At 30.0% G+C, this 15,959-nt stretch carries 18 protein-coding genes and 1 pseudogene; 1 reads left to right on the top strand and 18 read right to left on the bottom strand.

Annotated features, from left to right (window positions below):
* The 6 genes and pseudogenes from ACP5FO_RS02735 to ACP5FO_RS02710 form a co-directional block, all read right to left on the bottom strand.
* A pseudogene (locus ACP5FO_RS02735) lies at positions 1–458 on the bottom strand (hypothetical protein); the annotation flags it as partial.
* A 28-nt stretch (positions 459–486) separates the two neighbouring features.
* Entirely contained in the window at positions 487–1,299 is an 813-nt protein-coding gene (locus tag ACP5FO_RS02730; protein WP_428112227.1) for a cytidylyltransferase domain-containing protein, read from the bottom strand.
* Complete coding sequence (locus tag ACP5FO_RS02725; protein ID WP_428109136.1) at positions 1,284–2,150, bottom strand: N-acetylneuraminate synthase family protein; 867 nt, start codon at positions 2,148–2,150, stop codon at positions 1,284–1,286. Before ACP5FO_RS02725 ends, ACP5FO_RS02730 begins: the two co-directional genes overlap by 16 nt.
* Positions 2,151–2,189: 39 nt before the next feature.
* Positions 2,190–2,744: an isochorismatase family protein gene (locus tag ACP5FO_RS02720; RefSeq protein ID WP_428109141.1), complete on the bottom strand. Its 555-nt coding sequence runs from the start codon at positions 2,742–2,744 to the stop codon at positions 2,190–2,192.
* Between the two features lie 2 nt (positions 2,745–2,746).
* Complete coding sequence (locus ACP5FO_RS02715; protein ID WP_428156984.1) at positions 2,747–3,046, bottom strand: hypothetical protein; 300 nt, start codon at positions 3,044–3,046, stop codon at positions 2,747–2,749.
* Positions 3,047–3,125: 79 nt separating this feature from the next.
* Positions 3,126–4,742 carry an ArnT family glycosyltransferase gene (locus ACP5FO_RS02710; protein WP_428156983.1) on the bottom strand — a complete coding sequence of 539 codons (1,617 nt, stop codon included), beginning with the start codon at positions 4,740–4,742 and terminating at the stop codon, positions 3,126–3,128.
* 131 nt (positions 4,743–4,873) lie between these two features.
* On the opposite strand from ACP5FO_RS02710, the gene ACP5FO_RS02705 reads away from it, so the two are divergent.
* Entirely contained in the window at positions 4,874–5,638 is a 765-nt protein-coding gene (locus ACP5FO_RS02705) for a hypothetical protein (protein ID WP_428109152.1), read from the top strand.
* Here the strand turns inward: ACP5FO_RS02705 and ACP5FO_RS02700 are convergent.
* The 12 genes from ACP5FO_RS02700 to ACP5FO_RS02645 are packed head-to-tail and all read right to left on the bottom strand — an operon-like array spanning position 5,631 to position 15,932.
* Complete coding sequence (locus ACP5FO_RS02700; RefSeq protein WP_428109156.1) at positions 5,631–6,710, bottom strand: glycosyltransferase family 4 protein; 1,080 nt, start codon at positions 6,708–6,710, stop codon at positions 5,631–5,633. The genes ACP5FO_RS02705 and ACP5FO_RS02700 overlap by 8 nt on opposite strands.
* Complete coding sequence (gene gltX, locus ACP5FO_RS02695) at positions 6,707–8,083, bottom strand: glutamate--tRNA ligase (protein WP_428156982.1); 1,377 nt, start codon at positions 8,081–8,083, stop codon at positions 6,707–6,709. The genes ACP5FO_RS02700 and gltX overlap by 4 nt, the downstream gene beginning before the upstream one ends.
* The gene (lptA, locus tag ACP5FO_RS02690; protein ID WP_428156981.1) at positions 8,084–8,599 is read right to left on the bottom strand and encodes a lipopolysaccharide transport periplasmic protein LptA; all 516 of its coding nucleotides are present in this window, start codon (positions 8,597–8,599) and stop codon (positions 8,084–8,086) included. It abuts the gene before it with no gap.
* Positions 8,596–9,171, bottom strand: coding sequence for an RdgB/HAM1 family non-canonical purine NTP pyrophosphatase (gene rdgB / locus ACP5FO_RS02685; RefSeq protein ID WP_428109169.1), 576 nt, complete (start codon positions 9,169–9,171; stop codon positions 8,596–8,598). The genes lptA and rdgB overlap by 4 nt, the downstream gene beginning before the upstream one ends.
* A complete protein-coding gene (gene fsa / locus ACP5FO_RS02680) occupies positions 9,155–9,802 on the bottom strand; it encodes a fructose-6-phosphate aldolase (protein ID WP_428109183.1) in 648 nt (215 codons plus the stop codon). Before fsa ends, rdgB begins: the two co-directional genes overlap by 17 nt.
* 2 nt (positions 9,803–9,804) lie before the next feature.
* On the bottom strand, positions 9,805–10,029 hold the full coding sequence (locus ACP5FO_RS02675) for a PP0621 family protein (protein WP_428109189.1): 225 nt from the start codon (positions 10,027–10,029) through the stop codon (positions 9,805–9,807).
* Positions 10,029–11,228, bottom strand: coding sequence for a hemolysin family protein (locus ACP5FO_RS02670; protein WP_428156980.1), 1,200 nt, complete (start codon positions 11,226–11,228; stop codon positions 10,029–10,031). The genes ACP5FO_RS02675 and ACP5FO_RS02670 overlap by 1 nt, the downstream gene beginning before the upstream one ends.
* Complete coding sequence (locus ACP5FO_RS02665; protein ID WP_428109200.1) at positions 11,228–12,190, bottom strand: SufB/SufD family protein; 963 nt, start codon at positions 12,188–12,190, stop codon at positions 11,228–11,230. The genes ACP5FO_RS02670 and ACP5FO_RS02665 overlap by 1 nt, the downstream gene beginning before the upstream one ends.
* A complete protein-coding gene (locus ACP5FO_RS02660) occupies positions 12,187–12,909 on the bottom strand; it encodes an ATP-binding cassette domain-containing protein (RefSeq protein ID WP_428109203.1) in 723 nt (240 codons plus the stop codon). Before ACP5FO_RS02660 ends, ACP5FO_RS02665 begins: the two co-directional genes overlap by 4 nt.
* 25 nt (positions 12,910–12,934) lie before the next feature.
* Complete coding sequence (uvrB, locus tag ACP5FO_RS02655) at positions 12,935–14,911, bottom strand: excinuclease ABC subunit UvrB (RefSeq protein WP_428156979.1); 1,977 nt, start codon at positions 14,909–14,911, stop codon at positions 12,935–12,937.
* On the bottom strand, positions 14,901–15,395 hold the full coding sequence (def, locus tag ACP5FO_RS02650) for a peptide deformylase (RefSeq protein ID WP_428109212.1): 495 nt from the start codon (positions 15,393–15,395) through the stop codon (positions 14,901–14,903). The genes uvrB and def overlap by 11 nt, the downstream gene beginning before the upstream one ends.
* Positions 15,396–15,932, bottom strand: coding sequence for a glycine cleavage system protein R (locus ACP5FO_RS02645; protein ID WP_428156978.1), 537 nt, complete (start codon positions 15,930–15,932; stop codon positions 15,396–15,398).
* Between the last annotated feature and the right edge of the window lie 27 nt (positions 15,933–15,959).

Genomic DNA, 15,959 nt, shown 5'->3' with positions numbered 1-15,959 from the left:
TGATCGCGCAAAATCACCCACTCAAACCCAGAATAAAGTTTACCTTTAAAACCTTCCCAGCTAAGATGCCTGACCTGAAATACGGGTGGGTAAAAAACGTAATCGCAAACAAGCCTTTTATCTTGAGGATCATCTATGCTTACTATTTTAATATTAAACTTTTGTTTTATTTCATTAAGAGTTTCTTTATCAAGCCCATCTCTTATGTCTAAAACTAATATGTCTGCTTTTGATTTTTCAATTGTGTCAATTAGCCATTGTTTGGAGTTTTTTTCATCTTTTTCGATTATAGTATATTGTTCTTTTTGAATGAGTTTTATTGCCTTGAGATTTTTATTTACAGCAAAAGTAATTTGACAGTTTCTTTTTTTAAATTCACACGCAAGCGCCAGGCATCTAACCAGATGACCAAAACCAATAGCCCTTGAAGCATTGCATCTAAACAGTACATTTTTCATACAAAATAATATAGCAAAAAGTATTCTTTTAAGGATTATCCTGCCAGAAAAACTTGCCTACTTTTTTTGCATTTTTCCATATGTCTGTGTATTTAGTTTGTAATTCAATATTTAGTGGCTTGTGTTGAATATTTTTGTTTATGTTTATAAACTCAGGGTTTGATTTTAAAAGATTAACTATATCTTCTAAATACATAAAATGCTTTTGAGTGTATAGCTTTTCATATATTATTTTGTATAGCTCATAGTCTTCTTTTTCATCCAATGTCAATCTGCAGTTTTGCAAAATAAGAGAATCTTTTGGACAAACTTCTACTATGCGAAGCTTATCGGGATTTTGTGTAATGTAGATTGCACCTACATGTTCTTTATTTAAAGCATCATTTGTATTTTTATAAATATAATCAAGAACATCAGCTTTAATAACGCCAGCGCCTTCAAATGCACAACCAACATTTTCACAATAAATCACATCTGCATCAAACAAACTTAGCGCACTTATTTGATTGTCTATCCAAACAGGACAAATGTGCGGACAATCTGCAGTTATTCTGACTACATACTTTGGTTTTTTATCGTAAATTATATCCATAAAACGCTCAAGCACATTATCAAGGCTACCTCTGTAATAATTCATTGAATTTGCTTTCAAAAACTCCACAAGCTCATCGTCGCTTTTGTCTTTGGATGTTGCTACGATAACCTCGCTTACATATTTAGAATGCAAAGCCCTATTGTAAACATGCCAGATCACAGGTTTTCCTGCTAAATCAAGCATAACTTTGCCTGGAAGCCTTGTTGAAGACATGCGAGCCTGAATTATAGCTATTGTCTTTTGCATAAACTATCCCTTATACCTCTAAGAGGCCTTAAGCCATCTATTGGATCTGCTCTCCAAAGACGTTCTTTAAACTCACTATCCTGCGGTTCTTTTTTGCCATCACCATCGGCTAAAAATGCATCTTTAACACTTTTTATAAGAGACTCAACCTGATTTGGTAAATAGCAGTGACCCATTTGGTATTCTTTACCTTTGCCGTCTAAATCCATATGAAATTCAACCATTGAAACATCATATTTATGTATAGCCCTATGTATTACGCCAAAATTAACACTATGATCAGACCATCCAAATTTGATATTTTTAGGCAATGACTCTCTCATTGTTTGTATTGCACTTAAGTTGCAATCCTGTGGCAGGGTAGGGTAATTTGAAGTACAGTGCAAAACTGTCAGATCTGTGCATTGATTATCAAATACTGTTTCTACTGCAAATTTTACCTCATCAAGTGTTGCCATACCGGTAGATATGATCATTGGCTTTTTTGTTTTAGCACATTTTGATAATAGGTCCTGCCACAAAATTTCATATGAAGCAATTTTATACGCATTCACATACGGCTCTAAAATATCTACAGCATCAAGATAAAAAGGTGTGCATATAAATTTTATATTATTATCCGCACAACATTTAGCAATTTTTGGTATATACTTTTCGCTTAACTCCCATTTTTTTCTGTTTCTTAGCTCTTCAAAACACTCCAGTGCTTTTCTGTCAAACAATTGGTCAATTTTAAACAGTTGAAACTTAACACCACTACAACCAATTTTTGCTGCTGTTTCAATAAAATCAAAACACCGATTTAAGTCATTGTTGTGGTTGCTTGACACTTCTGCAATAAATTCTACCATTCATTTATCTCCGATATAATTAAATTTAGAAACCAAAAATTATTCTTTACCCAAAATTACTTTTTGAAGTTTTTTAAAACTTTCAGTGCCAGCAAATTTTAACCAGTAAAATACAATAGATTCAGATGGTATTACTTTTGCACCAATTGAGTTATAAAACGCAATAGCAGTCTTATAAAATTCTTCTTCTCTTGAAGTTACTGCATCTTTTGCAATTACCACATTATAGCCTTTTTCTATTAAATCTATGGTTGTTGACATTACGCATATATGAGATTCAATACCGCACAATACAACTGTTGTTTTACTAGAATCAACAATGAAAGTCTTAATTTCAGGAATTTCCAAAGCAGAAAAACTCATCTTGTCAAAACGCTGTACATCAGAAAGTAAGCTTTTTAGCGGTTCTATCGTTTCGCCTAATCCTTTTGGATACTGTTCTGTGTAAAAAATTGGCACATCAAGTTCTTTTGCAGCTTTTATCAAAAGCGAGATATTTTTAGTTGTAGCATCAAGATTCTTCATAACTTTGGCAAGTTTGTCCTGCATGTCAATTACGCATAAAATACAATTTTCCTTGCTTAAAAAGCTCATCTTCAACCTCCTTGCTTTAAATATTTCATTATGTTTTTTGAGTTCTGGTAAAATTTAATGTAATCTTCCAGCAAAGTTTTCTTCTTTTGCTCAACCAAAAATTCAATTTGTGCGTTTTGTTCCAATAATTCTTTAATTTGATCTAAATATTGATTTGTAATTTTTGTTTTATATATTGTTTCAAAAAGTTTATTTCGTTCGTTTAATACACTTAAAAGTTCTTCACCTTTATACTCTTTTTCATTTAATAAATTAATAATTTTGGTGCCATTATCTTTTAAAGCGTTAAATAACTTTTGCATTTTACACCTTTATTTATTATAACTTTATTTGGTATATTTTCAAGTAAGAAACAATAATTAAATTATGGTTGGTTACATTTTATGTTTTATTTAACATAATTACAAATTTGTTCCCAAAATATTTAATTTTATAATTAAATTTTTGTTTATTTAAGTATGTTATAAGTCTTTTTTTCTGACCAATTATAGCAACATTATGATTTTTAAGTAAGTTTTTTAAATCGGATTTTTCTATAAATTTTTCGTTTTTATTTTTTAGAAGAGTCATACCGTAGTATAAATCGCCATCATCAAAATCGTCCAATAAAATACTATCCCTACCTAGATAAAATATACTTGAAGAAGTACGCCAAAATGGTCCATACTGAACAAAAATAGTATTTGGTTTCATATTAGCTTTTAACCAGATACTTGCATATTTTGAACTAAAATTATTGACATTTAATGAAAAATACAAATAAATGGATATTAAAATAACAATATTTGATAAAGCGATACTTTCTACTAAAAAATTCTTTTTGTAAAAAGCAAAAAAATATATTATAAAAATAGCAAATGATAACTCAATTAAAGGCAGTTTTTCAATATAGGCATTATCTGTAAATCTGATATAACCAAGTTTAGCCAAAATACTGCCACTTAACAATAAAAAACCAGCTACCAATAAAACATAATAAATTGGTTTCAAATTAGCATTAAAAATTGTATATGTAGCAAAATAAGCTATAGGAAATATTGCTGGCAAAAGGTAATAATTTGCTTTACCGCTTGACAATGAAAAAAATATAAATATTGCAAAAAACCATAGCAACATATAAAAATTAAAATCATCTTTGTAAAGTTTTAGTTTAATCAGCTTATAGATTGCAAAAAAAGAAAGCACCGACCATGGAAAATCACATCCAAGCAGTCTAATAAAATAGAAATAAACAGGACCTTTAATAGTATCATTTGGATACATTTTACCCAAAAAACGCAAAACCTGATTATTTATAAAGTAATAGTAAAAAAAAGACGGAATTTTAATACTTACAATAACGAACCAGATAGACAATATCAAAAAAACAAAAAAACCAAACATTAAATGAAGATCTTTAAGTTTTATTTTTTTTATTGCTATAAATGGAGTTAAAATCAAAAAAGCTAAAACTAACGATACAAATCCTTTCGTAAAAATTGCCAAAGCTAAAAATATGTAGAATAATCTGTAGTATTTATTATTAAGCTTATAGCCAATATAAAAGCTAAACATCGCTAGACTAAAAAATAAAGTTAGCAACATATCAAACATAAGCATACTTATCGACGTATCAAAACAAATCTGGCTTACAATTACTACTGCTAAAGTAGATGCAAAAAAACTATTCAAAAATTTCTTTACAAAAAAATAGGAAAAAATAACTAATAAGACTCCTGCCAATATTACTGGCAATCTTACAGAAAATTCTGATATACCAAATAATTTTAATGATAAAGCACTTAACCAGTACAATAGCGGAGGTTGCTCTAAATATACGAGTCCATCAAGATGCGGAACTAAAAAATTTGAGGTTTTAAGCATATTTAATGCTATATTTGCATATAGGCCTTCATTGTCATCAGAAAGTGCTCTAAAAGAAAACAACACAATTAGCACTATATAGGTTAAAGTTAAAGCAAAATATCTTTTTTTATCACTAAAATTAGTTTTAAACATAAAAAAACTTTAAAAAAAATTACAATTTTTTTTATAATATCACATTCTATCTGTCAAGAAAATTTTAAAAAAATTTCAAATTATTAATAATCTCACTTGCTAAAAAGGAGTTTTTTAATATAATTTTTTAAATGAATTTTGGTGATATTTCTGAAATAAAACTCCAGATTGACTCAATAAACTTAAAAAATTTACAAGAACTGCTTAAAATAGGCGAGGTCGTTAATGCCAAAGTGCTTAATGTAGAAAATAGCCAGACTACTGTAAATATTAAAGGTAATAATATAAAAGCTTTCTCAAGTCTAAACTTAGAAAAAGATAGTACTCTTAAATTGCTTGTAACCAAACTGGAGCCTTTTGTTGAGCTAAAAATTTTAAACATTGACTCAAAAGAAAACTTAAATTTAAAGACAATGGACAATTTAGTTAACAAAGTAATTTTAGATAATATTGCAAAATCTACACTTGAAAATGTTGATGAAAAAACATTTGGCAATTACATCAAAACATCGTTTGAAACCATTTCAAATGCTTTATTAAACAATAATATACACATAAATGAAAATGTATTTATTGCAATAGCTTATTATATTGAAACTAAAAGATTCAACATTTACGTAAAATCTAGAAAAAAACTTACAAAACAAAAAAAGCTAAGGCAAACACTGACAATTTTCAGTGAAACACCCATCGGGTTAATAAAAATAGATATAACAAAAATGGAGTTTACGTGGGCAAACTTATGTGTTTATGATAAAAAATCGTATGAATTGCTTTATTCTTGCAAAAAAGAGCTTAAAGATTATGTTAAAATACCTATAAAAATCATACTAAAACAAGAAAAACCATCAATTGAAACACTAAAAACCATAAGTTACATAGATATTGTCATATAGTGCTGGATAACAACTTTTTGTAAATATTGTAGAGGTTTTCAATATAGACTTTTATGTCAAATTGTTCGGCAACACTTCTTGTATTACCCGACAATTTTTCGTAAAGAGCAGGATTTGATATAATATTTTTTATATTATTGTAAATACTTTCAACATCAGTATCGCAAATCAATGTGCAATCTTTTGTTACTTCAATACTTGGTACATTTTTTGAAACAATTGAAGGCAAACCTGTAGCAATTGCCTCTATGTGTGAATTTCCAAAACCTTCATAAATTGATGGCAAAACAAACAAATCCGCTTTATACAGGTAAATTGATACATCTTTTTGGTAGCCAGCAAAAAATACATTTATTTTTAAAGATTTTGCGAGATTTTCTAAATTATTTTTTTCTTTTCCATCACCTACAATAGTTAGTGTGGTGTTGCTATATTCTTTGTGAATTTTGGCAAAAGCTTTCATTAAATTATCTAAATTTTTTTGTGGCATAAGCCTTGCTGTCGTTACAATATTAAAGTGGTTTTTTGGATATGTCCTTTTAATCCATTTGAAATTATTTAGATTTATGGCATTATATAAAACAATATGCTTTCTTTTAAATATATTGTGAAATTTTTCAACCATATCGTACACTGCTTTTGATACGGATATATAAAGATTGGTCCTGAAAGATAGCCATCTATTAATCAGTCTTCTATGAAGGTGTTCTTCTATTTTTGTGTTGTGGATATGTGTTATAATTGGTGTTTTAGAGCCAATCAAAGCCAATTTAGAAAAATAATCAGCACTAAAGTTCATTGTGTGAACTATATCCGGTTTTAATTGATTAAAAACTCTTTTTACCCTTTTTAAAGTAGATAATTTGTAAACTTTTAAATCTTTCGTGGAATTACATATATTTAAAACATCAATTTTTGCATCATAAAACTCACCAAGTTTTTCACCAACACCAGCAATATTTATAATTTTCAATTCCAAATCATTATAACTTTTTGAGTAAAGTGCTATATCATAAACTAGATTTTCTATACCACCATAAGGAATTGAGCCTAAAACAATAGCAACCTTCAACTTAATTTTTCCAAAAACTGCTTTATTCTATAAATGGATTCATCAATACCCATAATCTCTATCATGTCAAATAGAGCAGGTCCTGCACTTTTTCCACTTAGAGCTATCCTTATTCCTTGAGCTACATTAACTACTTTTTCATTGTATTTTGATGCCAGATCGTTTATTAGAGCTTGAAAATTATCATGCGTAAATTCAATGTTTTTGATTTTGTCAATAAAGTCAAGTAAAATCTGCTTTGTGTTTTGGTTGGTGTACTTTTTGATACCTTTTTCTTCATAGAAAATCGGCCTTGTGCAGAAAAACTCAATTGATTGTGCAAGCTCAACTAAAGTTTCAACACGCGGTTTCATAACTTCAATTGCTTTTTCTAAATATTTTTTTTCATGCGACTTACAGTTCTGACTAAGAAAATCATTTGACAAATTTAGTAATTCTTCTGCTTGTGTGTTTCTTATATAGTAACCATTTAGCCATAAAAGCTTTTTTTGATCAAAAACAGCTGGTGATTTATTAAGCCCTTCTAAGTCAAATAATTCAAGTAATTTTTGCATACTAAAGATTTCTTCATCACCAGATGACCATCCAAGACGAGCCAGATAATTAAGTAAACTTTGAGGCAAAAAACCCATTTGTTTATACTCTAGCACACTTTGAGCGCCATGCCTTTTTGAAAGCCTTTTTTTATCTGGTCCTAAAATCATCGGTATGTGTGCAAATTGAGGAACTTTAGCACTTAAAACTTCATATATATACAATTGCTTGGCTGTGTTTGTTATGTGGTCGTCTCCTCTTATAACATGAGTGATTTTCATATCTATATCATCTACTACATTTGTAAAATTATACATAAAACTGCCATCAGAACGCTGTAGTATAAAATCGTCAAATTCTTGGTAAGAAAACTTAAGCTCTCCATGCACACTATCAACAAAACTTACATCTTTTTGTGGCAAATTTATTCTTACAACATAAGGTTTATTTAAATCTTCTTTAATATTTTTGCAAAATCCATCATAGTGCGGGTTTTCACCTTTTTCCATCTGTGTTTTTTTTAACTCTTCAAGTCTTTCTTTTGTGCAATAACACTTGTAGGCTGTGCCATTTTTTAGCATACTGTCTATATATGATTGGTAAATATGGGTTCTCTGGCTTTGATAGTATATTTCATCCCAATTTAGGCCACACCACTTTAAGGCTTCGAGAATTGATTCAGTATATACCTGACTTGAGCGCTCAAGATCTGTGTCTTCTATTCTCAAAACAAATACACCTTTATTTTTTTTGGCGTATAAATAATTATAAAGCGCTGTTCTTAAACCACCAATATGCAAATTTCCAGTAGGTGATGGGGCAAACCTAAGTCTTACCATTTACTTTTGCTCCTTCGTCTGATTTGGAGTTTGCTTTTCGTTTGGGTAAATTGTTACATCAACGCGCTCATTTTTTGTTCCTTGTGCTACCGCATACTTTTTATCTAAATAATAAACTATCATATTAGATTTTATTACATTTTTTCCACTTTTAACGTATGCATTGCCAATTAATGTAACTTTTTGGTCTTTAAGTTCATAAATGCCTTCGTCTGCTTTTGCTATTTTATCTGGTTGTGTTATAACTACATTGCCAATACATACAATCTTTGACACATCGCCAGTAGTTTTATCTTTGTATACATCCATTTTATCTGCATAAAGCGTTGCATCTTTTCTTTTAGCTACTACATTACCAATAAATGTATACAAACCAATATTTTCCTGGGCTATTAGCTTATCGGCCGTTATGTTTATTGGTACCTTTTCTTTTTTAGCGCTGTCGATAGAATTTTGTGCAAATGATAAATTTGTTAAAATAAAAAAACCAATAATAAAAATTAATATTTTTTTCATTTTAAATTTTCCATAATCTTTTTTCTTATTTGTTCAAGTGCTTTTTTTCTATGAGAAATCTTATTTTTAATATCGCTTCCAAGCTCTGCTAATGTTTGATTAAATCCAGAAGGTATAAAAATTGGATCGTAGCCAAAACCATTTTTACCTTTTGGTTCGAATGCAATTGCGCCTTCAAGTAAACCTTCTGCACTTATTGTTTTTTTATTTACTATTGCTACCATACAGCAAACAAAGCGTGCTTTCCTGTTTGCATGATGTTTTAGCTCTTCAAGAAGCTTTATGTTGTTTTGGTAATCATCACCACCCGAGTAGCGTGCAGAGTATATGCCAGGCAAACCTAATAATGCCTGCACCTCAATACCAGAATCATCAGCCAACACAATCTCACCTAAATGCTCAATACTTTTTGCTTTTATTAAAGCATTTTCACAAAATGTGTGTCCGATTTCTTCTGGGGCTTTGTAGTCTTTTGTTAATCCAACGATTTCAAAGGCGTTAAAAATTTCTTTTATTTCTTTTAATTTATACTCATTTGATGTTGCAATAATTATTTTAGGTGCTAAAGGCATTTGCCCAATCCTTCATAAATTTTTTTATACCAACATCTGTCAAAGGATGTCCAAACATTAATTCAAGAACTTCTGGTGGTATTGTTGCAATATCTGCTCCAATTTCAGCTGCTTCAACTACATGTTTTGGACTTCGCACGCTTGCAACTATGATTTCAGTTTTAAAATTGTAATTATCAAAAATAGTTTTTATTTGCTCAATTAACTCAATGCCTTCAAAAGAGATATCATCAAGTCTTCCGATAAACGGACTTACATAGCTTGCACCTGATTTAGCAGCAATTAGTGCTTGAGATGCACTAAAAATCAAAGTCATATTAACTTTAATGTTTTCTTTGCCCAAAATTTGTGTTGCTTTGATACCTTCTTTAGTAAATGGTATTTTGACAACTACATTTTTAGCTAACTTAGAAAACTCTCTGGCTTCTTTAATCATTTCAATAGAGCTAGAGCCTATGGCTTCAACGCTAACTGGACCATTTACAATTTTTAAAATTTCTTTAATTGTTGGTAAAAATTCTTTACCTTCTTTTGCAATCAAAGATGGGTTTGTGGTAACGCCGTCAACCAAACCAAGACTTGTAAAATAGACAATTTTGTCTAAATTTGCTGTGTCTAAAAAAAACTTCATATTTACCTCCCTACCTTATCTTCATATTGTTTTTTACACTTTTTAGAGCAAAAAAACAAATTTTTGTAACGAATTGCTTTATTTTTTGAAAAGTATATGCCACAATTCTCACATTTTACCAACTCATCCAAATGTGAATTGCTAACATTCTTTTTCAATTTTTTTCTTTTTCTTACAACATAGTAAATATAAATTACAAATAAAATCAGCAAAAACAGTTTAAACATTACTTTATTAACACTTGTTTAATATTTTTACTATCACATGATTTAATTTCATAAACAAAGCCGTTATAAGTAAGTTTTTCACCCTTTATAGGAATATATCCAAACTTATAGAGCAAAAAACCACCTAATGTCTCGTAGTCAGGCTCTTTTTCGATGTTAACGTTTAAAGCTTCATTTATTTTTTCAATTTCTATATCTGCGTTAACCAAAAAACCATCCTTAGTTGATATAATTTTTTGCTCGATAACATCGTACTCGTCTTCTATTTCACCAAAAATTTCCTCTAGACAGTCTTCGATAGTTAAAATTCCGCTGCAGCTGCCATATTCATCGACTATTACTACCATTCTCAAACCTTTATTTTTCATTCTAGAAAAGATTTTTTTCAAAGGTGTGTATTCTGTAAAAAAAGTGGGTTCTTGGGCATATTTTTTTAAAGGCTCATCTATTTTTGCATCTATTAATTCGTAAATATTTATAATCCCAACAATATTATCAACCCTTTCTCTAAATACTGGAATTCTCGTGTAATCGTTATTTTTGTTAGCTAAAGCTAATTCTTGTATTGTTTGATTTTCTTCAAGCATAAAAACTTTTTTTAAAGGTATCATAATCTCTTGGGCTTTCTTTTCTTTAAATGTTACAATTTGGTTTATCATGTCTGCTTCTAAATTCGAAATGTTACGCTTAAAATATTTACTTTTAATAATCATTTTAATTTCATCGAGCGTAGTTTGATTTTGTCTTGATTTACTGGAAAAACTTTTTTGTAAAATATTTGATAAATAAAACATCAATACGATAATTGGATAAAATATTAAGTTGAATACATAAACGACAAGAATTGTTTTTCTTGTTAAAAAAAGCGGATAATTTCGATACAGTATTTTTGGCAATATTTGACCAAAAATAACGGCTATTGGCCACAAAAAAATTATTGATACAAATGAGTTATTAAAAATTTTTTCACTTAAATAAGCTCCAATATATGAAGATACTACAAGACTAATATTTGTACCAACCAAAGAAGCTGAAAGTAATTTTTGAGGATCTCTCGCATAATTTAGAATTATTGAAGAAATTTTTGATTTTGAGTCTATATGTTCTGGGTTTAAGGATAAAATTCCAATTTCTGCTCCATCAAATATAGCTTCAAGCAATGTAAGTGTTATAATGCTAATTAAAAGAATGGAAATCATTAACTAATCAAACCATTTACAATTATATTTACTGCTTCTTCTTCATCCAAACCTTTTGACATCAAAATATCAAGCTGATCTTGTCTAATGCGTCCAACACTTGCTTCGTGAGTTAATTCTGATTTTTCATTTACCACTTTTAAAATAGGCACTGTTGATACAAGAACACTAGAGCCTTTTACAACCTCATTGCATTCAATGTGGCCTTTAGAATAAGCACCGTTGCCGTAGGCTTCATTTATTACATTTGCTTCAGTGGAATCCGTTGCAAATATGGATGATTTTGCAATACCTGATGAGTACTGTCCATTTAATCTTAAAATCTCCTGGATATCTATTTTATCATCTTTTTTGCCATAAATCTTGCTTTCTAAATCAGCTTTGGCATAATCATCCAAGTCGAAATCCATAACCACATTAATCCTGCCAATGCGGGTTTTTGTAGCATAAAATTTGCTTTGAAAAAATGCATTTTTATCCAGCTTTGCATATGTTATAGTCTCTACAAATATTCCTCCATTTTCATCATGAAAATGTTCATCTTCGTAAGTAACAAATGAGTTTTTGCCAATATACATTTGTGAGATCATTTTATGATGCAGCTTTTCAATTTTTGTTAATATGCAATGCGACTTAAACTTAACTTTAACATTGGAGCCAATATTGTAGTTGAACTGCAACAACTGTTCGCCTTTTTTTTCCAAAAAACCTGTGCATAAATGAACAGGTATGGGAATAACTGTGTTATCTTGTATATCAACATCAATTATTACGACACCATCGCCACGTGTTTTAGATTTTACATCTATTCCTTTAAGCGTATTTAAGCCAACAACTTTATTTCCACTAACAATTATAGATGCTACACCTTTGTTTTTTAAAGAATTATCGTTTGTATTTTTCTCATATAACTCAACTAGCTGATTAAATTCATCTTCATATGCTTTTACTATATCAATCATATTAGGTTCTCCTTTGGTGCATTGACATTATCACATATATCACATGTACTTCTATAATAATCAATAATATCGCTACATACACCACTTTTCAGAACTTTGCCATCACAAATTAGATAAGAATAATCACTGTGAGTTGCAATCTCTTCTCTGTGAGTTATAACTATAACACCTGTGCCATTATCTTTCAAATACTTCATAATATCAACTATCATATCAAGGCTCATTAAATCTATACCAGAATCTGGTTCGTCCATAATTAAAAACTTTGGTTTTAACAAAATACAGCTTGCAATTTCAACCCGTTTTCTCTCGCCTCCAGATAGCTTTTTATCTACAAAACGACTCAGATAAACATTTGGATTTAATCTTACAAGGTTTAATGCATCTTTTATAACATCAAGCTTTATTTTTCCGCCCAGGCTCAAATAATCTTTTACAGTTAAACCTTCAAATCTGGCAGGTTCCTGCCACAGCAAACTTATACCCAACCTGGCTCGCTCAGTAATACTGAAATCTGTTATATCTTTATCATCTAAATAAATTTTGCCATCATTTGGCTTATAATCCGACAAACCCATTATAATATAAGCAAGTGTAGATTTTCCTACACCGTTGCTTCCTATAATAGATGTAATCTTATTATCTTCAAAATTTATAGTAACACCCTTTATTATTTCTTTCGAATTGCGAGAATATTTGATATTTTCTAATCTAAGCATAATACCTCCTGGTTTTAATTGTATCCTAAACCAACTCCATGTCAAGTTTCTTTAATCTTTCAATCTCGTTTCTATACTCAATTGCCTTTTCGAATTCCATTTTCTGGGATGCTTCTTTCATCTGTCTATAAAGTTTGCTGATAATTTTTGGTATATCTTTCTTTTTTACATTGTCAATTTGAGGATTTTCTAAATAATCTAAATCACACATCTCTAAAACTTTGCTATTTTTATTTTTTATTATTGTGGTTGGGGTTATATTATTTTTAATATTATAGTCTTCTTGAATCTTTCTTCTCCTTAGAGTTTCATTAATTGCTTCCTGCATAGATTTTGTAATATTGTTAGCATAAAAAATTACTTTGGATGTAGCGTTTCTGGCTGCTCTTCCTGCTGTTTGTATAAGACTTGTTTTACTTCTTAAAAAACCTTCTTTATCTGCATCTAATATTGCCACTAAATTCACTTCTGGAATATCAAGGCCTTCTCTTAGCAAGTTAACACCTACCAAACAATCAAATTTATTGTTTCTTAAATCCCATATAATTTTAGCGCGCTCAATTGCATCGATTTCTGAGTGCATATATTTTACCTTAATACCTAAATTGTTGTAATATTCGCTTACATCTTCTGCCATTTTTTTTGTAAGCGTAGTAACCAGCACTTTGTAACCTGCTTTTGTACTATTTTTAATTTCAGAAAATAAATCGTCTATGGCGTTATCCATTGGTTTTACAATAATTTCCGGATCCATAAGACCGGTTGGGCGTATGATTTGCTCTATAATGTATGGTCTTGAAAGCTCAAGCTCAAAATCAGAAGGTGTTGCAGAAACAAATATTACCTGATCTATCTTTTGCATGAACTCATCAAACTTAAGCGGTCTGTTATCCAAAGCACTCGGTAATCTAAATCCATATTCAACAAGTGTTTTTTTTCTGGAATAATCACCCGCATACATACCTTTAATTTGAGGAATTGTTACATGTGATTCATCTACAACTAACAAAAAGTTTTTATTAAAGTAATCGATTAATGAAATAGGTGGATCGCCTGGTTTTCTATTTGAAAAGTGTAACGAATAATTTTCTATTCCACTACAGGCACCTGCTTGTTCAATCATCTCAAGATCAAAATTAACCCTTTCTTCTATACGCTGGGCTTCCAAAAGTTTATTTTGAGATTTAAAGTATTGAATACGCTCTCTTAGCTCTTCCCTGATTCTGTGAATGGCTATATCTCTTTTTTGCTTTGTTGATACATAATGGCTAGCTGGAAAAATTACAGCAGAATCTTTTTTTTCAATTAACCTGGCTGTAAGTGGGTCAAAAATTGATATTTTTTCAATTGTATCATCAAAAAACTCAACCCTCAAAGCCATATTTTTAAAATATGAAAGATACACGTCAACAATATCGCCTCTCACACGAAAATTACCTCTTATAAAATCAATATCATTTCTCTTATATAAAAGTTCAACTAAAATCTCCAAAAATTTTCTTATATTTAGTTTATCTCCTACATTAATTTTAAAAGACATACCTTCATAGTCTTCTTTTTCGCCTATACCGTAAATGCAGGAAACACTTGCAACAACAATAACATCTTTTCTTGTAAGTAGGCTCATTGTAGCTTTTTGCCTTAGTCTATCTATTTCGTCGTTTATGGATGAGTCTTTTGCAATGTATGTGTCTGTTCTTGGTACATATGCTTCTGGCTGATAATAATCGTAATAGCTAATAAAGTATTCAACTGCATTTTCTGGAAAAAAATTTGCAAATTCTGTATAAAGCTGACTTGCAAGAGTTTTGTTGTGTGAAATAACAAGCACAGGTTTATCTATATTTTTAATTACATTTGCTATTGTGAAGGTTTTACCACTTCCCGTTACACCAATTAATGTTTGAAATTTAATACCTTTTTTTATATTTTCGCTTACATTTTTTATTGCATGTGGCTGATCGCCCGTGGGTTTATAGTCTGAGTAAAGCTTATATATCATTTTGCAACCTCTTAATTAATTGGGTTGAAGGCACAATTTTATCTAAAAACAATACACCATCCAAATGGTCTATCTCATGTTGAATAACAACTGCTTCAAATCTTTTTGCCTCCAGAATCTGTTTTTTACCATTTAAATCAATGTATTCCATGGTTATTTTTTTTGGCCTTGCAACATAGCCCAAATAATCTGGCACACTAAGGCAACCTTCTTTTGTAACTATTTCTTCTGAGCTTTTTTCTAAAATAACAGGATTAATCATAATAAGCCTGCCATGATTTTTATTTTTTGTCTTTGATACATCAACAGCAACAATTCTTACCAAATGGCCAATTTGAACAGCAGCAATGCCTACGCAATGATTATAAAAGTCAAGTACAAATGTTAACTTATCAATTACAGATAACACACTACTATCAATTGATTCTATACGGACAGATTGTTTTTTTAAAAGTTTATCTGGAAACTTTACGATTTCTATCATTCATATATTGTAAGACTCAACAGGTCTGATTGAAAAGTCAACACCCATTTCTTTTGCAATCTCATCTAAAATCTCGTTTACTTTGCCTATATTTACTTTTGGTGGCACTTCAACTTCCAAGATCATTATGTATATATCTTTTTTTGCGCCTGAAACCCTTGTTTTTAAATCAACAATATTTATATCTAAATCACTTAAAGCCTTTGTGGTTTTATAAACAATACCTTTTTTATCGCTGCCGTATATTGATATCATATAATGCCTGGCTTGTTGCTTTTGTTCATCTAAAACTTCGATTTTTCGAACAGATATACTTAGTTGTAAGTTTTTTCTTGCTTTTGCAAAAGCTTTTTTAAGGTCAATTAAACCCACTTCTTTTTCTGTTGACACAATGAGTATCATAGAAAACTGATCCCTCAAAAGCGTTGACGAAGAATCCTCTATATTAAAATCCCACTCGTATAAAACCTTTGCCACACTGCTTACAATACCTGGTTTATCTTTACCAATAACGGTTAAAGCGTAATAATGCTTCATGTTAAATAATTATAAGTATTTTTTTAT

The sequence above is a fragment of the Desulfurella sp. genome (assembly GCF_049977265.1).
Lineage (GTDB): Bacteria > Campylobacterota_A > Desulfurellia > Desulfurellales > Desulfurellaceae > Desulfurella.
The sequence above is the reverse complement of the archived record's forward strand: the minus strand, read 5'-3'. Positions and strand labels throughout refer to the sequence as shown.